Source organism: Escherichia sp. E3659 (genome assembly GCF_005781135.1).
Lineage (GTDB): Bacteria > Pseudomonadota > Gammaproteobacteria > Enterobacterales > Enterobacteriaceae > Escherichia.
Window position 1 is genome coordinate 120,859 of sequence record NZ_VATQ01000003.1, and the last position, 22,074, is coordinate 142,932.

The window sequence follows — 22,074 nt, forward strand, 5'->3', positions numbered from 1 at the left end:
GGTTTTCTCATGGCATTAACCGCCGCGCTTAAAGCGCAAATTGCCGCCTGGTATAAGGCGCTTCAGGAACAGATCCCCGACTTTATTCCCCGTGCGCCGCAGCGGCAGATGATTGCGGACGTCGCCAAAACGCTGGCCGGAGAAGAAGGGCGGCATCTGGCGATTGAAGCCCCCACCGGCGTTGGGAAAACGCTCTCCTATTTGATCCCCGGCATCGCCATTGCCCGCGAAGAGCAAAAAACGCTGGTGGTGAGTACCGCCAACGTGGCGTTACAGGATCAGATCTACAGCAAAGATTTACCGCTGCTGAAAAAGATCATTCCCGATCTTAAATTCACTGCCGCTTTCGGGCGTGGGCGCTACGTTTGCCCGCGTAATCTGACGGCGCTCGCCAGCACTGAGCCCACGCAACAGGATCTGCTGGCGTTTCTTGACGACGAGCTGACGCCGAACAATCAGGAAGAGCAAAAACGTTGTGCGAAGCTGAAGGGCGATCTCGATACTTATAAATGGGATGGTCTGCGCGATCATACGGATATCGCTATAGATGACGATCTCTGGCGTCGTTTGAGTACCGACAAAGCCAGCTGCCTCAACCGTAACTGTTACTACTATCGTGAATGCCCGTTTTTTGTTGCTCGTCGGGAGATTCAGGAAGCGGAAGTGGTGGTGGCAAACCATGCGCTGGTGATGGCGGCGATGGAAAGCGAAGCCGTATTGCCTGATCCGAAAAATCTGCTGCTGGTACTGGACGAAGGTCATCACCTGCCGGATGTGGCGCGGGATGCGCTGGAGATGAGCGCCGAAATCACCGCACCGTGGTATCGGCTACAGCTGGACTTGTTCACCAAACTGGTCGCTACCTGCATGGAGCAGTTTCGCCCGAAGACCATCCCGCCGCTGGCGATCCCTGAACGTTTGAATGCGCATTGTGAAGAGTTGTATGAGCTTATCGCCTCGTTAAACAACATTCTCAATCTCTACATGCCTGCCGGGCAAGAGGCAGAGCACCGTTTCGCGATGGGCGAACTGCCTGATGAAGTGCTGGAGATCTGCCAGCGGCTGGCAAAACTCACCGAGATGCTGCGTGGCCTGGCGGAGTTATTTCTTAATGATTTAAGTGAGAAAACCGGTAGTCACGACATTGTGCGTCTGCATCGGTTGATTTTGCAGATGAACCGCGCGTTGGGGATGTTCGAGGCGCAAAGCAAACTCTGGCGGCTGGCTTCTCTGGCGCAATCTTCCGGTGCGCCGGTGACTAAATGGGCGACGCGGGAAGAGCGCGAAGGGCAACTGCATCTCTGGTTTCACTGCGTGGGAATACGTGTTAGCGATCAGCTGGAAAGGCTGCTGTGGCGCAGTATTCCGCACATTATTGTCACCTCTGCAACCTTGCGTTCGCTGAACAGTTTTTCGCGTTTGCAGGAGATGAGCGGGCTGAAAGAGAAAGCGGGCGACCGCTTTGTGGCGCTGGATTCCCCCTTTAACCACTGCGAACAGGGCAAAATTGTTATTCCCCGGATGCGCTTTGAGCCTTCCATCGACAACGAAGAGCAGCACATTGCTGAAATGGCGGCCTTTTTCCGTGAGCAGGTGGAGAGCAAAAAACATCTTGGTATGTTGGTACTGTTTGCCAGCGGACGGGCGATGCAGCGGTTTCTCGACTATGTGACGGATTTACGGTTGATGTTGCTGGTGCAGGGCGATCAGCCGCGTTACCGTTTAGTTGAACTGCACCGCAAACGCGTCGCCAACGGTGAGCGCAGCGTACTGGTGGGCTTACAGTCATTTGCCGAAGGGCTGGATTTAAAGGGCGAGCTGCTAAGTCAGGTGCATATCCATAAAATTGCCTTTCCACCTATTGACAGCCCGGTGGTGATCACCGAAGGGGAATGGCTGAAAAGCCTCAATCGCTATCCGTTTGAGGTGCAAAGCCTGCCGAGCGCCTCGTTTAACCTGATCCAGCAGGTCGGACGTTTGATCCGAAGCCACAGCTGCTGGGGGGAAGTGGTGATTTACGATAAACGCTTGCTGACCAAAAACTATGGCAAGCGACTACTGGATGCATTACCGGTATTTCCGATTGAGCAACCGGAAGTCCCTGAAGGTATAGTTAAAAAGAAAGAAAAAGCGAAATCCCCACGCCGTCGGCGGCGTTAATGATGTGAGTCAGGTAAGGAGTCGTAAATGGACTATCGCAAAATCATTAAAGAGATCGGGCGCGGGAAAAACCACGCGCGCGATTTAGACCGGGATACTGCGCGCGGTCTGTATGCCCATATGCTCAACGGTGAAGTCCCTGACCTTGAGTTGGGCGGCGTATTGATTGCGCTGCGTATCAAAGGGGAAGGGGAAGCAGAGATGCTCGGCTTTTACGAAGCCATGCAAAATCACACCATCAAGCTGACGCCGCCTGCAGGCAAGCCGATGCCGATTGTCATCCCCAGTTACAACGGCGCGCGTAAACAGGCCAACCTGACGCCGTTGTTAGCGATTCTGCTGCATAAACTCGGTTTTCCTGTGGTGGTTCACGGGGTTAGCGAAGATCCAACCCGCGTGCTGACAGAAACCATTTTCGAACTGATGGGTATTACGCCAACGTTGCACGGTGGGCAGGCGCAGGCGAAGCTCGACGAACATCAACCGGTGTTTATGCCTGTGGGCGCGTTTTGCCCGCCGCTGGAAAAACAACTGGCGATGCGCTGGCGGATGGGCGTGCGTAACAGTGCGCATACCCTGGCGAAACTGGCGACGCCATTTGCCGAAGGTGAGGCACTGCGTCTTTCCAGCGTTTCGCATCCGGAATACATCGGACGCGTCGCGAAGTTCTTTAGCGATATTGGCGGACGAGCGCTGTTAATGCATGGCACTGAAGGTGAAGTGTATGCTAATCCGCAACGTTGCCCGCAAATCAATCTGATCGACCGTGAAGGGATGCGGGTGCTGTATGAAAAACAGGACACTGCTGGCAGCGAGCTACTGCCACAAGCCAAAGACCCGGAAACCACGGCGCAGTGGATTGAACGTTGCCTGGCTGGCAGCGAACCGATCCCTCAGTCACTAAAAATCCAGATGGCTTGCTGCCTGCTGGCGGCAGGCGAAGTGGCAACCATTAGCGACGGTCTGGCGCGCGTTAAGCAATCATTTTAAGTTCTCCCCCAGCCGGATGAGCACTGTCATCCGGCCTTTACCCCACCGCAATATGAAATTCCTGCATCTTTATTGACCTTCCCGCGTCTGGCGCGCAGCATAAAAAAGCAACAGGCATATAACATAAACAGGAGTTAACCATGGAAAGTGGTCATCGCTTTGATGCGCAGACGCTACACCGTTTTATTCAGGCTGTATTTCGTCAGATGGGGAGCGAGGAACAGGAAGCAAAATTAGTTGCCGATCATTTAATCGCGGCAAATCTGGCTGGGCATGATTCACATGGTATTGGCATGATCCCAAGCTATGTGCATTCCTGGAGCCTGGGTTCTTTGCAAATCAACCATCACGCCAAAATTATCAAAGAGGCGGGGGCTGTGGTCACGCTTGATGGCGATCGCGCATTTGGTCAGGTGGCGGCACACGAAGCGATGGCGCTGGGGATTGAGAAAGCGCATCAGCACGGCATTGCCGCCGTGGCGCTACATAACTCGCATCATATCGGCCGAATCGGTTATTGGGCGGAACAGTGCGCGGCGGCGGGGTTTGTCTCTATCCACTTTGTTAACGTGGTGGGTATTCCAATGGTTGCACCGTTCCACGGCCGCGACAGCCGCTTTGGCACCAATCCGTTCTGTGTGATTTTTCCACGTAAAGATAACTTCCCGCTGTTGCTTGATTACGCCACCAGCGCCATCGCATTTGGTAAAACTCGCGTCGCCTGGCATAAAGGTGTTCCCGTGCCGCCAGGCTGCCTGATTGATGTTAACGGCGTCCCGACGACAAATCCGGCGGTCATGCAGGAGTCGCCGTTGGGGTCGTTGTTGACCTTTGCTGAACATAAAGGCTACGCGCTGGCGGCGATGTGTGAAATTCTTGGCGGGGCGCTTTCTGGCGGTAAAACGACGCATCAGGAAACGTTACAAACCAGTCCCGATACCATTCTTAACTGCATGACCACTATCATCATCAACCCGGAACTGTTCGGCGCGCCGGATTGTAGCGCGCAGACCGAAGCCTTTGCCGAGTGGGTGAAAGCTTCGCCGCATGATGAAGATAAGCCGATTTTGCTACCGGGTGAGTGGGAAGTGAACACGCGTCGCGAACGGCAGGAGTTGGGGATCCCATTGGATGCGGGAAGCTGGCAGGCCATTTGTGATGCGGCGCGACAGGTTGGTATGCCGGAAGAGACGTTGCAGGCTTTCTGTCAGCTGTTAGCCAGCTAAAAAAAAGCCCGTCCAGTGACGGACGGGCAAACAAGGGTAACATAGGATCAATGAGGGTTAGAGCATATGCGTCTGTCGGCAAACAGACAGGGAAATACTTTTGCTGGATGTAGCGTAAACGCCATATCCGACCAACGGTTCGGATTTTGTAGGCCTGACAAGACGCGGTAGCGTCGCATCAGGCATCTGTTGTCGGATGCGGTGTAAACGTCTTATCCGACTTACGAATTACTTATAGATAACCGCAGTTCCGCTTAATTTATTGTTGTTGGTGGCGGAAGTAATGCTGTATCCACTAGCCCCAGCAGCTGCCGCTTTCTCAGCCAGTTTCGCTTCCAGGGCATCGAGGGTGGATGCGCCATCGGCAGAAACCACGCCGATTTTATTCATGTTCTGTGCCTGGGATGCCGTTACCGGTTCCGCGGCAAACACGCCAAATGACAGAGTTGAAAGAGCCATAGCAGCAACAACAGTATTGATAGTTTTCATAATTAATCTCTCGCAGGTGATTTTTGTTTAAGTGACGTTGTTTCGTCGATGTGATGAGTATCACGTTTTTTTACGAGAGATAAAATCGAAGAGAATTGACCGCCTTGTTCAAATAAATTGATTGATATCTAACATATTGATAAATCATTTATTTGTTGTACTTATGGACCCGTTTTATATCGCGTGGCAGTCACGGCAGCGTTAAAGGCACGGAATGCCACGCAAAATACAAATTATACTCGCTATACATCCCGCCAGTTGCAGTTAACGTAACTGGCTGTCTTTCGAACCTCTGCGATTATATCCTGTATAAGCTGGTTTTTGTAAATCTTTCTCCTGCTGACAATGAATGCATAAGCGCACGCCAGGAATGGCTTCCCGACGGGCCTGCGGGATGGGGGCGCCACACTCTTCACATTCATACAGGCTTTCGCCACGCGGAATTTCACCCCGAGCGCGAGCGATCGCATCTTCAATTGTACTGTTGATCTGTTCGTTGACGGCGTCATCGTTAGCCCAACCGGATGCCATATCGTCCTCCCCATATGAATGCTTGTACAGTTAAGTGTAGCTAATATAGGGACGAACTCGGGCAGTTCAAGCGTCAGATCTCCGACCATTCCCGCAGCAGATTATGATAAAGATTGAGCAGCGACAGGATCTCTTCACTTTCGCCATAGCGGCTTTTCAGCGACTGAATATTGTTGTCCAGTTCAAACAGCATGGCGCGCTTTTTATCATCGCGGATCATCGATTGGATCCACATAAATGATGCCACTCGCACGCCGCGGGTTACGGGTGTCACGCAATGCAGGCTGCTGGAGGGGTATAACACCAGATCACCTGCCGGAAGTTTAACCCGATGTTGTCCGAAGGTATCATTAACGACCAGTTCGCCGCCGTCGTAGCTTTGTGGATCGCTCAAAAAAAGCGTGGCAGAAAGGTCAGTGCGCATCCAGCCGTTTTGCGGGTGACTGCGTACTGCACCATCCACATGAAAACCATAGGTTTCATTGTTCTGGTAGCGATTAAACAGCGGCGTGGAAAGGGTACGCGGCAAGGCCGCGGCAAAGAACAAAGCATGTTGGTTAACCGCGTTCAGCACCTCATTTTGCAATTCGGCGTACAGGGCGCTGCGGATATCAACTTGCTGATTGTTCTTAACTTGTGCGCCTTGTGCGCCGGTGGTGACGCGTCCATCAACCCATTCGGCTTGTTCCAGTTGTTCAAGAAAACGCGCGACGTCCTGTGGCGATAACACGCCGGGAATGTGGTACATCATACAAGTGCTCCAAAAAGTGGGGCCTGCGCCCCACACCGATTTTTAACAGTCATGCCGGATGCGGCGTGAACGCCTTATCTGCCCTACCAAATGATGTGAATTCAATGTATTGCACAACCTTGTAGGCCTGATAAGCGCAGCGCATCAGGCAATGGTACTCAGGTGCCGGATGCGGCGTGAACGCCTTATCCGGCCTACAAAATGATGTGAATTCAATGTGTTGCACAACCTTGTAGGCCTGATAAGCGCAGCGCATCAGGCAACGGTGTTCAGATGCCGGATGCGGCGTGAACGCCTTATCTGGCCTACCAAATGATGTGAATTCAATGCATTGGACAACCTTATAGGCCTGATAAGCGCAGCGCATCAGGCAGACCTGTTCTCGCCATCAACATTAGTGAGCCTTGCGCCCCACATCTGAATCAGAAATGCATATTGGCGGTGAGCAGGAACGTTCTTGGTTCGCCCGGGTGGTAACGGTAGCCGCTCTTGTTGATTGAGGCGACGTAATCGGTATCAAACAGGTTGTAGACGTTTAGCTGGAAGTCGAGATTGCGATTAACCCGATATCCCAGTTTGGCATCGGCGACCCAATAACCTTCGGTAAACGCTGGCGTTCCCACTGCGCCGTCTGAACCTTTATGCATACTGCCGATGTAACGTGCGCCCGCGCCAACGGAAATATCATCGGTTGCCTGATATTGGCTCCATAAGGTAAAGGCGTGCTCCGGCGTATATGGCAGTGATGATGAACCATCCTGAGCCACATCCGCGCCATTTTTTATGGTCGCTTTTTGCTGGGTGTAGCCGCCAATCACCTGCCACGCGGGCGTGATATTCCCGGCCACGGATATTTCATAGCCTTCGACGCGTTTCTTACCGTATTGTGAGTAAGTCCCGTCATCGTTTTGCTCAACTTCATTTTCGATATCAGTACGGAACAGCGTGGCGGTAAGCAACAGGCGTTTATCCAGCACCTGCCATTTGGTGCCAATCTCACTGGTGTTGGCTTTTTGTGGTTTAAAGTCGGTGCGGCTGGCGCTGTTACCGCTGCCAGACTGCGCAAGGGCGAAGTTATTGCCGCCCGGCGGCTGCTGGGAAACGGCATAGTTAATATAGACATTGCCGTTTTCCGTCAGGTGATACAGCGCCCCGGCTTTCCAGTTCACCAGATTGCCCGACTTGGCAGTGTCGACGGTGGTGACCGGAGAACCGTTTGCCACGCCAGCAGGGCAGGTGACTGCGCCTCGTCCACTGCCGCCGCAGGCGGTGGCACTGTCATATTCAGTATGATAATTATCCAGGCGGATCCCGCCGTTCAGCTCAAAATCACGGGTGATTTGCAGCGTATCGAAGGCATAAATTGCGAAGGTATCCGTCTGACCATTGGCGTTTGCGCCATTGCGTGTCAGGCCGCCGGGATGAATGCTGCTGTCAGGATGATAAATATTCACCGCCGGTAGCGTCACCGGATTAACGCCGTAGTTGGTCTGCGTTTCACGGGTAAATTCCACGCCAGTACTAACATCATGACCGATAGAGCCGGTATAAAACGTGGTAGTCAGGTTGGTCTGGTTGGTGAGAATTTTATTACTCACATCTTTGGTGTTCGCCGTACGTGACCAGGTCCAACTATTCACATCGCTGGTAGGCTGGGTAATATTCGACGCCCCGCCCATAATCGCCGTCATCAGGTAATCCTGCTTCACGCGCGACCATCGGGTCGTATTGCGAATGGTGGTGTTATCGTTGATGTCGTGCTCAAAACGCATGGTGGCGGTATCGGTGGTCGAATCGTCGTAATCGGAATCCGTGCCATAAAAGTTATGCGTATCTACTTTTCCGGAATGATTCAGTGCCGCCGTTCCCGCAGATGGGGCGGAATAGCCCGGCAAACCGATGGTCGGAATGCCGCCGTCTGGCGTGTTGTGCTGGGTGACATGCAGATAATTAAGATACAAACGATTCGCAGTGCCAAGGCCAAAAGCTACGGAAGGGGCGACGCCGTAACGCTCATTTTTGACTTTGTCGCGTCCGGCATCGTGCGTTTTTTCGCCCATCACATTCAGACGCACCGCGGAGGAATCGCCAATCACCTGATTGACGTCCAGTGTGCCGCGGCGGAACCAGGCGCTGCCAATACTGGCGGAGGCGTCAATGCCGGAATCATTGCGCGGCTGCTTGCTGATCATATTGATCGAGCCCGTCGGCGCGCTGCGCCCGTAGTCGGTGCCGGACGGACCTTTAATCACTTCGACCTGCTCAGTATTGAAGGTGTCGCGCGAGACGCTGCCGATATCGCGAATGCCATCAATATAAATACTGTTAGAGGTATCGGCACCGCGCATATAAATGGCGTCGCCAGTGGTGGAGTTACCGTTCTCACCAGCAAAAAATGCGCCTACGCCGGGGACGTTTTTGAGCGCGTCGGTAAGGTTGGTCGCGCCCTGATCTTTAATCACTTGTTCAGAAATCACCGTCATCGTGCGGGTCGTATCCGCTACCGGACGCGAGAATTTCGGATCGGCAGATTGTTGTGGCGCATAAAGCGAAGGCGTTGATGCTTCGACAACCAGCGTGTCATCCGCGTTAGTTTGCCCTTCGGCGGCGAGTGCCTGAGCCACAGGCGTGATGCCAATACAAAGACCGGCAAAGAACGTGAGCGAGTGAAATTGTCTGGCAGGGAAATTGCGATTGTTTTCCATTTGGCAGGTGACTTTTTCTTATATGTTTAAGTTTTCACTGTCACGAGAAAGCATCTCTGCGGATGCGATGCCACTGTTAATCCCGTAATAGTGTTCGTGAAAGTGATAATAATTTTGATAAGCATTATCACTTAGCGCGATTTTCTATCACCCATTGCGCGAAAAAGAAATACATTTATTTACATTGCGTTCATATTTGATGTTTTTTGATTACAAAATAGGCGAAAACTGCATCCAGAGGCGAATGCAGTTACGTTGGTGGGGTTATTTGTAGATGGTTGCAGTACCGAACATCTGGTCATTTCCGCCTGCGGAATTAATGACATAACCTTTCGCGCCTTGTTCGCGCGCTTTTTCTGCCAGTTTATCCTCCAGATCACTTAGGTTTGATGCGCCAGTTGCCGAAACGGTACCGGCGGGCCGTAGCTGACCGCTGTCCTGGTTACTCAGAGGCTGCGCGGCATAAGCCGTGAGAGAGATTCCGCTCAGGACGGTGGCAATCAGTAGTGCGAGGCACTTTTTCATAATGACATCCTCAGAAATACAACGAGTAGTGCCTGATAAGTGTAGGTCGCCTGTGCGATGCAAATGACGCAAAAAATTGACAGATATGTGCTTATTTTTTGAACGATATATTTTTACAAAACAAGACAAATCAATGACATGCATGATGCTGATTTTTATGGTGAATTGCTATAAGCCATAGTCATGTTAAGGTCTTTCGAAATGATAAACGCAGCCAGATATTTACCCTGTCGCGTTATGCGGGTATCTTACGCCGCTGCTTAAAGGAGAATGCTATGTCCGCCCAGAAACCGGGGTTGCATCCGCGCAACCGTCATCACAGCCGCTACGATCTCGCCACGCTTTGTCAGGTCAATCCTGAACTCAGGCAATTCCTCACGCTTACACCCGCCGGGGAGCAAAGCGTAGACTTTGCCAATCCGCTGGCGGTGAAGGCGCTCAATAAGGCGTTGCTGGCCCATTTTTACGCCGTAGCGAACTGGGATATTCCGGACGGTTTTCTCTGCCCGCCAGTACCGGGCCGGGCGGATTATATTCATCACCTTGCCGATTTACTGGCAGAAGCAAGCGGAACAATTCCAGCTAATGCCAGCATTCTGGATATCGGCGTTGGTGCGAACTGTATTTACCCGCTGATTGGCGTACATGAATATGGCTGGCGTTTTACCGGCAGCGAAACCAGCAGCCAGGCGTTAAGCAGTGCGCAGGCGATCATCAGTGCTAATCCGGGACTTAACCGCGCCATTCGTCTGCGTCGGCAAAAAGAGAGTGGGGCGATTTTTAACGGCATCATCCATAAAAACGAGCAATACGACGCGACCTTGTGTAACCCGCCATTCCACGATTCCGCCGCTGCGGCACGGGCAGGTAGTGAGCGTAAACGCCGTAACCTTGGGCTGAACAAAGACGATGCACTGAACTTTGGTGGTCAGCAACAGGAGTTGTGGTGTGAAGGCGGTGAAGTCGCCTTTATCAAAAAGATGATTGAAGAGAGCAAAGGCTTCGCGAAGCAGGTGATGTGGTTTACCTCGCTGGTATCTCGTGGTGAAAACTTACCGCCATTGTATCGTGCTCTGACGGATGTTGGCGCGGTGAAAGTGGTCAAAAAAGAGATGGCCCAGGGGCAAAAGCAGAGTCGCTTTATTGCCTGGACCTTTATGAACGACGAGCAGCGTCGCCGTTTTGTTAATCGCCAACGTTAAAGCGTTGGCTCCCCCGGCGGCAGCGGTTCAGCCGGGGTCGCGCCCGGAGCAGGCAGCACCTGATAAGTCTGCACTGGCGCGCGAACGCCCGCCAGGTCGAAATGTTTTTTCACCTGGCTGTCGAGGGCAAAGCGTACCGTCCACTGTTTGAGCGGCAGCGTAGTGAACGAAACACGCAGTGTAAACGCGGTATTGCTTAAGCCGACAATCCCGGCAAAGTTCGGTTCACCAATAATCAGCCCGCGAATTTCTTCGTTTTCCATCAATTCCGCTACCGCATCTTTCAGTGCCTGATTGGCTTTATCAGCATCTTCATGGCGATCAACATCGTAATTTGCCACCACCGAACCAATGCCGCGGACGAAGTTAGCAAAAGTGGTAATCGAAGACCACGGAATGATGTGATACGCCCCGGTATCCTGGCGCACGCCCACGGAGCGAATCGACATCCGTTCCACTGTGCCGGTCAACGGTCCGATGGTCACTAAATCCCCGGTGTTCATACCGTTTTCAAACTGAATAAATACCCCGGTGATAATATCTTTCACCAGCGTTTGCGAACCAAACGAGATAGCCAGACCTAATGCCCCGGCACCTGCCAGCAATGGCGCGATATTGACGCCGATTTCCGACAACACAATCATGATGGTGATGGTACTGATAATCACCGCCAGCGCGTTACGAAACAGCGTCAGCAGGGTTCGCGTACGGGCGCTGGGTAGCGGGCGGCCATGAATATCCGAAGCCAGCCGGTTTTCGATCAAACTGGCGAGCACCGTCCAGCCAACCGCCGAGAAGAAAAGAATGAGTGCGATACGGATCAGGATATCTACGGTTTTCTGCCCCGCGCCGTTTTGCAGCCAGTTCCAGAAATCGAACAATCCCCATGCGCTCAACAGCAACATTACCGCCACGCAGACGGTCAGAATTCGCGCCGTTTTCAGTGCCGCCGAAAGCCAGCCATTCAGCCGTTTTTGCAGCTCCGGATAGTTACGCTGAGTATGTGGCGAGAGAGTGATGGTTTTTGCCAGCCAGCGGGAAAACATACCGGAAACAAATGCTGCGATACCAATAATCGCCAGGCTGCGCACTGTTGCACCCATCATAAATTTCAGGCTGTTGCCCGGATCGAACAACGAAAAGAAAAACAGCACGATAAAATAGGCGCTTGCCAGCCAGTGCCACACCAGCGCAAAGGCGCGGATAAACAGGCTGAAAAAGGCCAGCGAATGCTCCGCAAAGTTGAGCAAATGCTGGGTAATCTCTTTTTTATTACGAAAGATCAGGTACAACGCCCAGACGGTCATGCACAGCATAATGATGACGTTCGCCAGCGCACCTATCTGTACATTCACCTGATTAGAGATAATCGGCACGGCCACAATCAGGCCATAACCTATCAAACTGCTTAACCAGCTCAGGCGACGACTCCAGTAACGGGCGCTCTCGTCCTGAATCGTGAACGGGCGCAGCTCCGCCACGTTTGGGCAAAAAATCAGGCGTAGTACGGCTTTGAAAAATTCAATCAGGGCAAAGGCGTTGAGAAATAAACTTTGTTGGAAAGCGATGGTACGGCTGCCCGCATTCAGGTTGTCGCTTAATACCTGGCCGACAAATAATGTCAGCGCCAGTAACAGCAGGTCGATAATAAACGCCCCGATAATCATCGCCGGAAGCTGTAACCAGTTACTGCGCTCACGATTTTTTTGCCGCGCCCACTGACCCATTTTGCGATACAGCGGCAGTGCGCACAGGCGAATCAGCCAGTAAAAACCAAACACTAATACCGCTAACATTGAAAAATGGCTCAGCGCATTGCTGAAGGTTTGTGGATTAAATGGCTTATGCGGGGAGCCGGTGATATTGCGATAAAGTTGCCCGAAGCGGGCGGAAAGGGCTTCACCATAATGGCGGCTGACTTCGGTGACCTTTTGCAGCACGGTTTGCTCTTCAACCAGCGTCGGCGGCACGATCTTCGGTACCGGTTCCGCAGGGGGCGTAGCGGCGACGGTGCGCAACTGGTCGATCAACTCTTTACGCGAGGTGTCATTATCCAGTACATCCGCCAGTGCGCCATAAGCCGCTTTTTTTTGTTCGATATCCGGTTCCGGGGCCGGTTCAGTCGTTGAGTCCGTTGTCGTTGTGGTTGTAACGCCGGGTATGGATACCGCGTGGGCAGGTGCGCCCAGCAGGCAGAAGAGGATGAACAGGATCCACCGCATGACTCCTCCAGTGAGAAAACAGAGCAAAAAGATAAGTATAGATGCTGGGGGAGGGGCGATTTTAAATGAGAGGAATCTGGTGTTCCTCCCTTTCGGGTGAAAGGGAGGAAGGGATATTAAGCAGGTTGCTGACAACGTGCGGGCTTTTTTGCCGGATGCGGCGTGAACGTCTTATCCGTCCTACACGTGCATGCAATTTTAATAAGTTGCCATATATCCTGCAGGCCTGATAAGCGTAGCGCATCAGGCAATGTGTCTTATTAAGAGACGTGCTGTAAAAATTCCTGCAAACGCTGGCTCGGCGGGTTCTTGATCAACACCTGCGGATCGCCATCTTCCGCAATCCGGCCTTTGTCGATAAAGATCAGGCGCGAAGCTACTTTCTCGGCAAAACCGATTTCGTGGGTCACGATCACCATCGTCATCCCTTCTTCAGCCAGATCCTGCATAACCTTCAGCACTTCATGGCGCAATTCCGGGTCAAGAGCGGAAGTCGGTTCATCAAACAGCATCATTTTCGGTTTCACCGCCAGCGCGCGGGCAATCGCTACACGCTGCTGCTGACCACCAGAAAGTTCGGAAGGGTAGTGATGGGCGCGTTCCGCCAGACCGACTTTCGCCAGCAGTTCACGTGCCAGTTTTTCCGCCTCTTCTTTGTTCGCGCCACGCACGCGTAGCGGGCCAAACATGACGTTTTCCAGCGCCGTCAGATGCGGGAAAAGATAAAACTGCTGGAACACCATACCCGCTTCCTGGCGAATCAGGCGCTCGTCAACTTTCGGATCGTTAACCTTCAGACCATCGACAATCAGATCGCCGGAGGTGATTTCTTCCAGTTTGTTGATGCAGCGCAGCAGGGTCGATTTACCGGAACCGGACGGCCCGATAATCACCACGACTTCGCCCTGGGCAATATTCAAATCGATATTGTGCAGCACCTGGGTTGGGCCAAAGTGCTTGGAGACGTTTTTAAATTCAATCACAGGATTTTCATCCTTCTTTCCAGACGACGCAGAATAAAGCTCAGCACCAGGGTAATAATCAGATAGAACACCGCAACGGCGCTCCAGATCTCAAGGGCGCGGAAGTTACCGGCAATAATTTCTTGCCCCTGACGGGTCAGTTCCGCCACGCCGATAACAATAAACAGCGAGGTATCTTTAATGCTGATGATCCACTGGTTACCCAGCGGCGGCAGCATACGGCGCAGTGCCAGCGGTAAAATGACATAGCGAATGGTTTCCCAACGTGAAAGGCCGAGCGCCAGTCCTGCTTCACGAAAACCTTTGTGGATTGACAGCACCGCACCACGCGTGATTTCCGCAATGTACGCGCCGGAGTTGATCATGATGGTGACCACCGCCGCAGTAAACGGGTCGATGCGTAAGTCGTTAAACGCCATCGGCAGGGCGAAGTAGATAAACATCACCTGGACGACGATAGGTGTGCCGCGGATCACTTCAATAAAGACCAGCGCGACGTGGTTGGCTATCCAACCCCCGAAGGTGCGTGCAAAACCTGCCGCCAGTCCGATAACCAGGCCGCCAGCCAGACCGAGGACCGAAATCCACAGGGTCATTTTGGCGCCTTCAATCAGAAGCGGAATGGCAGGCCAGATGGCACTCCAGTCAAACTGCATATGTTGTTCCTGTTACCGTGGTGTAAATACCCGAGCCAGAAGGCTGGCGGGGCGAAACGCTGGCCCGGTATGCAAAAGGCCACCGGGCCATAAATTAAAGGCAATCATTATTTCGGTTCAGTACCGAACCATTTTTTGTAGATTTCGTTGTATGTGCCGTTCTCGCGCAGGGTTTTCAACGCGCCGTTGATTTTGTCACGCAGCTCGTCGCTACCTTTCGGGAACGCAATACCGTATTGCTGTGCTTCCAGAGAGTCACCTACCGCTTTGAACTGACCGTTCCCGGCGGTTTTGATGAAGTAAAGAATGTTTGGTGTGTCGTGCAGGACGGCGTCTGCGCGGTTGGTACCCAGTTCCATATAGGCGTTATCGATGTTCGGGAACTGACGCAGATCTTTGGTTTTGATGTTCGCTTTTGCGTAATCAACGGAGCCAGTGCCGCTCTTCACAGCAACCACTTTACCATCGAGATCTTTCACGCTTTTCACATCGTTATTGTTGGCTTTCACCATCACTAACAGGCCGCTTTTGTAGTAGCCGTCAGAGAAATCGATCGCTTTTTTACGCTCGTCGGTAATGGTAATGCCCGCCAACGCCAGATCGATGTTTTTGGTTTGCAGTGCTGGGATGATGCCGCTGAAATCCATTGGTTTCAGTTCGTAATCCAGCTTCAGTTCTTTGGCGATAGCAGCCCACAGATCCACATCAAAACCAACGTATTTGTCGCCCTGTTTAAATTCAAACGGAACGAAGGCGGTATCCGTCGCCACAACCAGTTTTTTATCCGCGGCATGAGAAGAAACCGCAAAAGCCAGGGTCAGTGCAGCCAGTGAAACTTTTAATACAGACTTCATAGCATTTCCTTTTTTCTATCCACGGGACGATCCCCTGCGTGACATTTACGTATATGAAAAAATCGTGCCAGTTTTACAACTCTTTGATTTTTATAGGAGCAGTAAAAACGGGTTGCACAATTTATGGGGCAACACCTCCGGTCTGCACCATATTGGGGCGCCAAAGTGGTGCGCAAAAATAGTGCACTCAACACATAGGTTATTTAGCGTAAATTCTGATGAAAAAACAATCTTTATGTAACGATTGTGTGATGTTGTTGATACAAGTATTTTACTTTGACAGGCGGAGAAGGCGATGAGTTGCACTAAAAAAGTGCGTAAAGGCGGGCAGCAATACAAAACGGCCTCCTGTCAGGAAGCCGCTTTTATCGCTTACTTAAGTTTTGCACCATCTGCGATGGATTTATTCGATATTAGATTCGATAAACCACAAGAATTTATCCAGGTCGCGGGAAGCGGCGGTCAGGATATCTGCGGTGTCGTCATCTTTCGCTTCGCCAATCGCTTTGCGCACGTCGTTGGCAACAATCGCGTAACGGTCAGCCAGCTCTTTCAGGTGATCCTGAACGCTGTGGATGTCCAGCGGGTAGCTTTTCAGCGGGGTTTTGCTGTTAATAACTTGAGTGGTACCAAGGGCAACGCCACCCAGCTGCACTGCGCGCTCTGCCATAGTATCCAGGTGATCGGTCAGTGCGGTACGGAAACCATCCAGCATCTCATGTACGGCAATGAAGTTAGCGCCGCGCATGTTCCAGTGCGCTTGTTTGGTAATCAAAGAGAGATCAATAAACTGGATAACCTGGCGATTCAGCAACTCAACTGTCGCTTTCTTCTCGCTGTCAGAGACATCGTTGCGGGTATAAAGCAGATTGGTCGCTTTTGCTTTGACTAATTTAGCGGTACTCATAATTTCATATCCTCTTGATGTTATGTCCCAGTAATTAACGAGACTAAGTATAGCACCGCCCTGTTGTTCTGCTATTCTGGCTGTCCCTATCACACTAATAGCGGTAACAAGCGTGAAAAATAAAAACTATATAAATTCACATAGTTATGTATATTGCTGAAGACGATTCTTATTTTCTTTTTTACGCGAACTATTCACAGATAATAGGTTTTGGGATAACAAGATATATAAAAAAGGAAGGGATGAAGAGTCGTGTAATATTCTGCATGGTTATGCATAACCATGCAGAAAGATAGGTTTAATTAATATCTAATTCTTTAATTTTAGTCTCTTTGCGCGCTGTCAGCGTTGAGCCCATTGAGGCGGCAATAATCGCGCCGAGGGCCAGCAGTTGTATTGGCGCCAATGTCTCACCGAGGAAAATCATTCCGGAAACGGCAGCCAGTGCAGGTTCCATACTCATTAGCGTACCAAATGTCCGGGTCGGCAGACGGGTGAGGGCAATCATCTCAAGCGAATAGGGCAGAGCGGTAGAGAGGATAGCGACAGCCAGACCCAATGGAACAACCGACCAGTGCCAGAGCGCCTCTCCAGCCTGGAATGCGCCAATCGGCACGAAAATAAGCGCTGCAATCAGCGAACCGATAGCCACCGTCGCCGGGCCGTGTTCCGCACCGGCGCGTTGCCCACTTAATATGTAGATAGCCCAACAAGCACCGGCACCGAGCGCCAGCGCACAGCCGGTTAGGTCGACATGCGAAACATCCTGCCCCAGAGGCAGCAGGAACCACAGGCCGAGTACCACCAGCACAACCCAAACAAAGTCTACGGGGCGACGAGAAGAGAACAGCGCCACTGCCAGTGGCCCGGTGAACTCCAGCGCCACCGCAATCCCAAGCGGTACGGTCTGAATAGCAAGATAAAAAAGATAGTTCATTCCACCCAGTGAGATGCCGTAAAACAACAGCGGCAAGCGCTGTTCTTTGGCAAACCGCAGTCGCCACGGTTTAAAGAATGCGATAAGAATCAGTGTTCCCAGCGCCAGACGCAGTGCAGTCACGCCCGGCGCGCCAACCAATGGAAAAAGCGACTTTGCTAATGAGGCCCCGCCCTGAATAGACGCCATGGCAACGAGCAATAATAATATCGGTAACCAGACCGGCATTTTACGTAATGTCCCTGGCATCCGTTCCCCCATAAATTTGTATAGTCAGGTAAAGCGAGGAGTGTACTGGATATAACTAAAACTGGTTGAGCATTTGTTGAAAAATTTTTCCCCGTTTTGACTAAAATGCGCCAGGATTGATTGATTCATCAGCTTGGTGATTAGGAATAATCTGGATGAACGGCAGTGAAAATATGCGTAATACTTACGCAGTTCACTGAAAAAGTGATTTAAATTTAGATGGATAGCGGCATGTGGAAACGTTCTGTTACATGAAATGGCCCGTTAGACATCACAAATCGCGAAGAGTTTCCCATTAATTTTTGATATATTTAAAGCTTAGGACTTATTTGAATCACATTTGAGGTGGTTATGAAAAAAATTGCATGTCTTTCAGCACTGGCCGCAGTTCTGGCTTTCACCGCAGGTACTTCCGTAGCTGCTACTTCTACCGTAACTGGCGGTTACGCTCAGAGCGACGCTCAGGGCAAAATGAACAAAATGGGCGGTTTCAACCTGAAATACCGCTATGAAGAAGACAACAGCCCGCTGGGTGTGATCGGTTCTTTCACTTACACTGAAAAAAGTCGTACTAACAGTGCAGGCGATTACAACAAAACCCAGTACTACGGCATCACCGCTGGTCCGGCATACCGCATCAACGACTGGGCGAGCATCTACGGTGTTGTAGGTGTGGGCTACGGTAAATTCCAGGACACCAACTACCCGACCTATAAACACGACACCAGCGACTACGGTTTCTCCTACGGCGCAGGTCTGCAGTTCAACCCAATCGAAAACGTTGCGCTGGACTTCTCTTACGAGCAGAGCCGTATTCGTAGCGTTGACGTAGGCACCTGGATTGCCGGTGTTGGTTACCGCTTCTAATCACTTCGGTGATATAAAAAATCCGCCCCTCGGGGCGGATTTTTGTTTTTAAGGTTTCGGGTCGAAAATATCGGTTCCGAGATGGTTGTAATCCACCTTCTGTAACTGGAAGTTGGTGATGTATATCGGCCCGGCTTTCTTCTCGGAAATAAACGGGTAGTTGATGTTGATTTCCTGCGCTTTAATTCCCGTCCACTGTGAGAAAAAACCTAAGAAATCATTGGCTGAACGGCGGGCTTTAATCACCCTGTGCGCTTTATCGTCGCTGGAAATGACCATAAAAGGCACCTGAAAATTCTGCTGATATTTATCATCGTGGGCCAGGTATTGCACTTCTTTTCCGCGTTCTTTAAAGGCTAAACCGTGGTCTGAAAAATAAACCATGGAGAAACTGCTGCCGCTGTTGCGTAACTGGTCGTACAGTTTGCGCAGCAAATCGTCCGTCTGCGTCATGGTGTAGAGATAGCACGATGTTTCTTTCGATTGTACAAAGGTTTCGTATTTGCCTTGTGTCCGGTCACAAGCCTGAGGATGTGAGCCCATCAGATGCAAAACAATCAGTTGCGGCTGCGAGTGTTCTTCCGCCAACACCTGAGCGGTCATTGTCAGTAGTTCTTCGTCTTTAGCGTTCTTATCTGCTTCAAAATTACCGTTTTTCAGGAAGTGCACTTCATCTGCACGTTTAGCGATGCTGGCGATGGCCGTATCGTATTCGCCTATTTGCCCCTGATTAGAAAACCACCAGGTCTGGAATCCTGCTCGGTTGGCCAGGGTCACAAAGTTATCCTGAAACTGTGGCTTGCCATCGACTACGCGGTTAAGCGTTAATCCGAGAGATTTCTGTGTGGAGCCACTGGCAGCAATATAATCAGAAAAAATCAGGCCGTTAACGCTGCTGGCAAACGGGGTATTGTTCCAGTGACCACCAAAGGCACCGAGGGCATCGCGACGTGCGCTTTCGCCAATGACCACCACATAAGTGTGATATTTTGGTTTAACCGCAGTGACTGTCCAGGTATCTTTCATCCCGGAAAGTTTCGCCATCCGTTCTTGCTCTTCAATCACCTCGTTATTATTGACGATGACATCCTTAGCAAAACGAAATACCGGATAACCGGTGTCTTTCAGTTTAAATACGCCGCCCCAGGCGAGATTTTGAACCGGAGCGACAAAAAATGTCGCCACACTGAATACCAGACATAGGGTGTCGAATTTTTTCCAGCGTGCTTTTTCATCCTCTTTTTTCCGTCTGATCGCAATCACGCCGAGCGCAAAAATAAATAAGCCGACCAGATAGCTATACCACGGGAAGATCGTAAGAATTTCGGTCGACTCTTCCATATTGGTGGAATGCAGCGCCAGCAATGTATTGAAGTTAGGCGCACCGTACGCCTGAGCAAAAGGAAAATAACAGGCCGCCACCAGCGAACAGACACCTATTAAGGTTTTTTGCACGCGCGGCAACATCCGCCATAACAAAAGCAAAACGGCAGTAAAAGCGGCGGTATAGAGAAAACTAAAGGGATAACCTAAACCAAGGTTAATCAATAGCGACTGTAAAAAGTAGAACGCAGTCCACGGGCTAAAAACCCGGCTACGGGAAACAAGCGATTCTTTAAGGGTTAAGTTCATATGCCACTATCGTAACAAACGCCATGTGCTTACCCTGGCGTCAAGGGTCAATACCTGCAAGAGTGCGTGAAGAGGGGGAAGGGTCCGCATCTGCGAGCCGCAATATACGCAGGGCTGCAAGAAGATAGAGCGAGCTGCCGTTCAGGTCAACTACTGAGGAACAAATCTTTTGCGAAGAGAATAGCAAGTCCGATAAAAAGTGGGGGTTTTCAATCCAGAACAATCTATGCCTGCAATAAAGCAGGAGTAAAGCGGCGTACCGCGACGCCGCTATTTATCGGAAGGTTTATCTTGCTGCGGTTTGTTGTTGACCATATCGCACAACATCGAGAGCAGCATTAACCGTACTTTAAAGGGAGAGTGACTAAACACGCGCATACACCTCTTGAACTCATTCATAAGACCTCCTGACTTGCTAATCCCGTCGATCCATGAGGGATGATTGCATTACATACAGATATAGCACAGGCTATATTATATAGCTATTGCTAAAACGTTAAATTTTTGTGCCTTAGCAACTCTGGTTTACAATGTGTGCACGAAATGAGAACGCTATCCATGCGTCACCATAATGAGGAAGCACAATGAGTCGTCGCGCAGGTACGCCAACAGCAAAAAAAGTGACGCAGTTAGTGAACGTGGAAGAGCACGTTGAAGGATTCCGCCAGGTCAGAGAGGCACATCGCCGTGAACTTATCGACGATTACGTTGAGCTGATTTCTGACCTGATGATGGAGGTGGGAGAAGCGCGCCAGGTTGATATGGCCGCCCGTCTGGGAGTCTCTCAACCTACGGTGGCTAAAATGCTTAAGCGCCTGGCAACAATGGGATTGATTGAAATGATCCCCTGGCGTGGCGTGTTTTTAACGGCGGAAGGAGAGAAGCTGGCACAGGAAAGCCGCGAGCGGCATCAGATAGTTGAAAACTTCTTGCTGGTATTGGGCGTTAGCCCGGAAATCGCCCGTCGCGACGCGGAAGGCATGGAGCACCATGTCAGTGAAGAGACGCTGGACGCCTTTCGTTTGTTTACCCAGAAACACGGTGCCAAATGAGTCTGCCTTTTTTACGCACGCTGCAAGGCGATCGCTTTTTTCAGTTATTAATTCTCGTTGGCATCGGATTAAGTTTTTTCGTTCCTTTCACACCTAAGTCCTGGCCTGGCGCTATTGACTGGCACACCATCATCACCTTAAGTGGCCTGATGCTGCTGACCAAAGGCGTCGAGTTAAGCGGTTATTTTGATGTGCTTGGGCGCAAAATGGTGCGCCGTTTTGCTACTGAGCGTCGACTGGCGATGTTTATGGTGCTGGCAGCGGCGCTGCTTTCTACGTTTCTGACCAACGACGTCGCGCTGTTTATTGTTGTTCCGCTGACCATCACGCTAAAAAGACTGTGTGAGATCCCGGTTAATCGGCTGATTATTTTCGAGGCGTTGGCGGTGAATGCCGGATCGTTGCTGACGCCGATTGGCAATCCGCAAAATATCCTAATCTGGGGACGCTCTGATCTTTCGTTTGTCGGTTTTATTGCCCAAATGGCCCCGCTGGCTGGTGCGATGATGCTGACACTACTGCTGCTGTGTTGGTGTTGTTTCCCTGGAAAGGCGCTGCAATACCATACCGGTTCGCAGATGCCGGAGTGGAAACCTCGGCTGGTGTGGAGTTGTCTGGGGCTGTATATCGTCTTCCTTATGGCGCTGGAGTTGAAACAAGAGCTGTGGGGGCTAGTGATTGTGGCGGCGGGCTTTGCGCTGCTGGCGCGTCGCGTGGTGCTGAGCGTGGACTGGACGTTGCTGCTGGTGTTTATGGCGATGTTTATCGACGTCCATTTACTGACCCAACTTCCGGTATTACAGGGCGTGTTGAGCAACGTGAGTCATTTATCTGAACCTGGATTATGGCTGACGGCGATTGGTTTATCGCAGGTAATCAGTAACGTGCCGAGCACGATTTTGCTGCTCAATTATGTGCCACCGTCTTTACTACTGGCATGGGCGGTAAACGTAGGTGGCTTTGGTTTATTACCCGGATCGCTGGCAAATTTGATTGCGCTACGGATGGCGAACGATCGCCGTATCTGGTGGCGTTTCCATCTCTATTCAATACCGATGCTGTTGTGGGCGGCGCTGGTGGGATATGTTTTGTTGGTTATGATCCCGGCGGGGTAAGGTCGGGCAAATTAAAAAGGC

22 protein-coding genes are annotated in these 22,074 nt (G+C 51.3%); 8 read left to right on the forward strand and 14 right to left on the reverse strand.

Annotation, left to right across the window (positions count from 1 at the left end; all coding sequences use genetic code 11):
- Window positions 1-9 precede the first annotated feature (9 nt).
- The 3 genes from dinG to hcxB all read left to right on the forward strand — a co-directional run bounded on the left by dinG (window position 10) and on the right by hcxB (window position 4,376).
- The gene (gene dinG, locus FEK47_RS03810) at window positions 10-2,160 is read left to right on the forward strand and encodes an ATP-dependent DNA helicase DinG (RefSeq protein ID WP_135486466.1); all 2,151 of its coding nucleotides are present in this window, start codon (window positions 10-12) and stop codon (window positions 2,158-2,160) included.
- A gap of 27 nt (window positions 2,161-2,187) precedes the next feature.
- Complete coding sequence (gene ybiB / locus FEK47_RS03815; RefSeq protein WP_135486465.1) at window positions 2,188-3,150, forward strand: DNA-binding protein YbiB; 963 nt, start codon at window positions 2,188-2,190, stop codon at window positions 3,148-3,150.
- 140 nt (window positions 3,151-3,290) lie between these two features.
- Window positions 3,291-4,376, forward strand: a complete 1,086-nt coding sequence (gene hcxB / locus FEK47_RS03820; protein WP_135486464.1) for a hydroxycarboxylate dehydrogenase HcXB — start codon at window positions 3,291-3,293, stop codon at window positions 4,374-4,376.
- A 228-nt stretch (window positions 4,377-4,604) separates the two neighbouring features.
- Here the strand turns inward: hcxB and ybiJ are convergent, their stop codons facing one another.
- The 6 genes from ybiJ to mcbA all read right to left on the reverse strand — a co-directional run bounded on the left by ybiJ (window position 4,605) and on the right by mcbA (window position 9,377).
- Complete coding sequence (gene ybiJ, locus FEK47_RS03825) at window positions 4,605-4,865, reverse strand: DUF1471 family protein YbiJ (protein WP_000849301.1); 261 nt, start codon at window positions 4,863-4,865, stop codon at window positions 4,605-4,607.
- A 264-nt stretch (window positions 4,866-5,129) separates the two neighbouring features.
- Window positions 5,130-5,396 (reverse strand): C4-type zinc finger protein YbiI, encoded by a 267-nt coding sequence (ybiI, locus tag FEK47_RS03830; protein WP_000146357.1) that lies wholly within the window; start codon window positions 5,394-5,396, stop codon window positions 5,130-5,132.
- 73 nt (window positions 5,397-5,469) lie between these two features.
- Window positions 5,470-6,147 carry a PKHD-type hydroxylase YbiX gene (ybiX, locus tag FEK47_RS03835; RefSeq protein ID WP_135486463.1) on the reverse strand — a complete coding sequence of 226 codons (678 nt, stop codon included), beginning with the start codon at window positions 6,145-6,147 and terminating at the stop codon, window positions 5,470-5,472.
- Between the two features lie 49 nt (window positions 6,148-6,196).
- On the reverse strand, window positions 6,197-6,514 hold the full coding sequence (locus FEK47_RS03840) for a hypothetical protein (protein ID WP_130222198.1): 318 nt from the start codon (window positions 6,512-6,514) through the stop codon (window positions 6,197-6,199).
- A gap of 55 nt (window positions 6,515-6,569) precedes the next feature.
- Window positions 6,570-8,852 carry a catecholate siderophore receptor Fiu gene (locus tag FEK47_RS03845; protein ID WP_135486462.1) on the reverse strand — a complete coding sequence of 761 codons (2,283 nt, stop codon included), beginning with the start codon at window positions 8,850-8,852 and terminating at the stop codon, window positions 6,570-6,572.
- A 264-nt stretch (window positions 8,853-9,116) separates the two neighbouring features.
- Window positions 9,117-9,377, reverse strand: coding sequence for a DUF1471 family periplasmic protein McbA (gene mcbA / locus FEK47_RS03850; protein ID WP_130205133.1), 261 nt, complete (start codon window positions 9,375-9,377; stop codon window positions 9,117-9,119).
- Window positions 9,378-9,652: 275 nt separating this feature from the next.
- Here mcbA and rlmF point away from each other — a divergent pair, with 275 nt between their 5' ends.
- A complete protein-coding gene (rlmF, locus tag FEK47_RS03855; RefSeq protein WP_001275941.1) occupies window positions 9,653-10,579 on the forward strand; it encodes a 23S rRNA (adenine(1618)-N(6))-methyltransferase RlmF in 927 nt (308 codons plus the stop codon).
- On the opposite strand, the gene ybiO is transcribed toward rlmF, so the two are convergent.
- The 6 genes from ybiO to rhtA form a co-directional block, all read right to left on the reverse strand.
- On the reverse strand, window positions 10,576-12,801 hold the full coding sequence (gene ybiO, locus FEK47_RS03860; RefSeq protein WP_001267216.1) for a mechanosensitive channel protein: 2,226 nt from the start codon (window positions 12,799-12,801) through the stop codon (window positions 10,576-10,578). The two genes, rlmF and ybiO, sit on opposite strands and share 4 nt — an antisense overlap.
- 260 nt (window positions 12,802-13,061) lie before the next feature.
- Entirely contained in the window at window positions 13,062-13,784 is a 723-nt protein-coding gene (gene glnQ / locus FEK47_RS03865) for a glutamine ABC transporter ATP-binding protein GlnQ (protein WP_000569080.1), read from the reverse strand.
- Window positions 13,781-14,440 (reverse strand): glutamine ABC transporter permease GlnP, encoded by a 660-nt coding sequence (glnP, locus tag FEK47_RS03870; protein ID WP_061090926.1) that lies wholly within the window; start codon window positions 14,438-14,440, stop codon window positions 13,781-13,783. The genes glnQ and glnP overlap by 4 nt, the downstream gene beginning before the upstream one ends.
- A gap of 107 nt (window positions 14,441-14,547) precedes the next feature.
- The gene (gene glnH, locus FEK47_RS03875) at window positions 14,548-15,294 is read right to left on the reverse strand and encodes a glutamine ABC transporter substrate-binding protein GlnH (RefSeq protein WP_130205139.1); all 747 of its coding nucleotides are present in this window, start codon (window positions 15,292-15,294) and stop codon (window positions 14,548-14,550) included.
- Window positions 15,295-15,697: 403 nt separating this feature from the next.
- The gene (gene dps / locus FEK47_RS03885; protein ID WP_064530112.1) at window positions 15,698-16,201 is read right to left on the reverse strand and encodes a DNA starvation/stationary phase protection protein Dps; all 504 of its coding nucleotides are present in this window, start codon (window positions 16,199-16,201) and stop codon (window positions 15,698-15,700) included.
- A 298-nt stretch (window positions 16,202-16,499) separates the two neighbouring features.
- Window positions 16,500-17,387 carry a threonine/homoserine exporter RhtA gene (gene rhtA / locus FEK47_RS03890; RefSeq protein WP_130205141.1) on the reverse strand — a complete coding sequence of 296 codons (888 nt, stop codon included), beginning with the start codon at window positions 17,385-17,387 and terminating at the stop codon, window positions 16,500-16,502.
- A gap of 233 nt (window positions 17,388-17,620) precedes the next feature.
- Between rhtA and FEK47_RS03895 the strand changes: the two genes are divergently transcribed.
- Both FEK47_RS03895 and ompX read left to right on the forward strand, forming a co-directional pair.
- Window positions 17,621-17,686: a protein YliM gene (locus FEK47_RS03895; protein WP_120795379.1), complete on the forward strand. Its 66-nt coding sequence runs from the start codon at window positions 17,621-17,623 to the stop codon at window positions 17,684-17,686.
- Window positions 17,687-17,738: 52 nt separating this feature from the next.
- Window positions 17,739-18,254, forward strand: coding sequence for an outer membrane protein OmpX (gene ompX, locus FEK47_RS03900; protein WP_105289445.1), 516 nt, complete (start codon window positions 17,739-17,741; stop codon window positions 18,252-18,254).
- 48 nt (window positions 18,255-18,302) lie between these two features.
- On the opposite strand, the gene opgE is transcribed toward ompX, so the two are convergent.
- Both opgE and mntS read right to left on the reverse strand, forming a co-directional pair.
- Window positions 18,303-19,886 (reverse strand): phosphoethanolamine transferase, encoded by a 1,584-nt coding sequence (gene opgE, locus FEK47_RS03905; protein WP_135486461.1) that lies wholly within the window; start codon window positions 19,884-19,886, stop codon window positions 18,303-18,305.
- A gap of 270 nt (window positions 19,887-20,156) precedes the next feature.
- Window positions 20,157-20,285 (reverse strand): manganase accumulation protein MntS, encoded by a 129-nt coding sequence (gene mntS, locus FEK47_RS03910; RefSeq protein WP_001001761.1) that lies wholly within the window; start codon window positions 20,283-20,285, stop codon window positions 20,157-20,159.
- A gap of 185 nt (window positions 20,286-20,470) precedes the next feature.
- On the opposite strand from mntS, the gene mntR reads away from it, so the two are divergent.
- Together mntR and FEK47_RS03920 are read left to right on the forward strand one after the other, a co-directional pair.
- Entirely contained in the window at window positions 20,471-20,938 is a 468-nt protein-coding gene (mntR, locus tag FEK47_RS03915) for a manganese-binding transcriptional regulator MntR (RefSeq protein ID WP_130214798.1), read from the forward strand.
- A complete protein-coding gene (locus FEK47_RS03920) occupies window positions 20,935-22,053 on the forward strand; it encodes an anion transporter (RefSeq protein ID WP_130258165.1) in 1,119 nt (372 codons plus the stop codon). The genes mntR and FEK47_RS03920 overlap by 4 nt, the downstream gene beginning before the upstream one ends.
- The last annotated feature ends 21 nt before the right edge of the window (window positions 22,054-22,074 follow it).

Bases quoted from the DNA above. Each gene is read 5' to 3' on its own strand.
- dinG (WP_135486466.1), top strand. From the start codon at position 10: ATGGCATTAACCGCCGCGCTTAAAGCGCAAATTGCCGCCTGGTATAAG.
- ybiB (WP_135486465.1), top strand. From the start codon at position 2,188: ATGGACTATCGCAAAATCATTAAAGAGATCGGGCGCGGGAAAAACCAC.
- hcxB (WP_135486464.1), top strand. From the start codon at position 3,291: ATGGAAAGTGGTCATCGCTTTGATGCGCAGACGCTACACCGTTTTATT.
- ybiJ (WP_000849301.1), bottom strand. From the start codon at position 4,865: ATGAAAACTATCAATACTGTTGTTGCTGCTATGGCTCTTTCAACTCTG.
- ybiI (WP_000146357.1), bottom strand. From the start codon at position 5,396: ATGGCATCCGGTTGGGCTAACGATGACGCCGTCAACGAACAGATCAAC.
- ybiX (WP_135486463.1), bottom strand. From the start codon at position 6,147: ATGATGTACCACATTCCCGGCGTGTTATCGCCACAGGACGTCGCGCGT.
- FEK47_RS03840 (WP_130222198.1), bottom strand. From the start codon at position 6,514: ATGCGCTGCGCTTATCAGGCCTATAAGGTTGTCCAATGCATTGAATTC.
- FEK47_RS03845 (WP_135486462.1), bottom strand. From the start codon at position 8,852: ATGGAAAACAATCGCAATTTCCCTGCCAGACAATTTCACTCGCTCACG.
- mcbA (WP_130205133.1), bottom strand. From the start codon at position 9,377: ATGAAAAAGTGCCTCGCACTACTGATTGCCACCGTCCTGAGCGGAATC.
- rlmF (WP_001275941.1), top strand. From the start codon at position 9,653: ATGTCCGCCCAGAAACCGGGGTTGCATCCGCGCAACCGTCATCACAGC.
- ybiO (WP_001267216.1), bottom strand. From the start codon at position 12,801: ATGCGGTGGATCCTGTTCATCCTCTTCTGCCTGCTGGGCGCACCTGCC.
- glnP (WP_061090926.1), bottom strand. From the start codon at position 14,440: ATGCAGTTTGACTGGAGTGCCATCTGGCCTGCCATTCCGCTTCTGATT.
- glnH (WP_130205139.1), bottom strand. From the start codon at position 15,294: ATGAAGTCTGTATTAAAAGTTTCACTGGCTGCACTGACCCTGGCTTTT.
- dps (WP_064530112.1), bottom strand. From the start codon at position 16,201: ATGAGTACCGCTAAATTAGTCAAAGCAAAAGCGACCAATCTGCTTTAT.
- rhtA (WP_130205141.1), bottom strand. From the start codon at position 17,387: ATGCCAGGGACATTACGTAAAATGCCGGTCTGGTTACCGATATTATTA.
- ompX (WP_105289445.1), top strand. From the start codon at position 17,739: ATGAAAAAAATTGCATGTCTTTCAGCACTGGCCGCAGTTCTGGCTTTC.
- opgE (WP_135486461.1), bottom strand. From the start codon at position 19,886: ATGAACTTAACCCTTAAAGAATCGCTTGTTTCCCGTAGCCGGGTTTTT.
- mntS (WP_001001761.1), bottom strand. From the start codon at position 20,285: ATGAATGAGTTCAAGAGGTGTATGCGCGTGTTTAGTCACTCTCCCTTT.
- mntR (WP_130214798.1), top strand. From the start codon at position 20,471: ATGAGTCGTCGCGCAGGTACGCCAACAGCAAAAAAAGTGACGCAGTTA.
- FEK47_RS03920 (WP_130258165.1), top strand. From the start codon at position 20,935: ATGAGTCTGCCTTTTTTACGCACGCTGCAAGGCGATCGCTTTTTTCAG.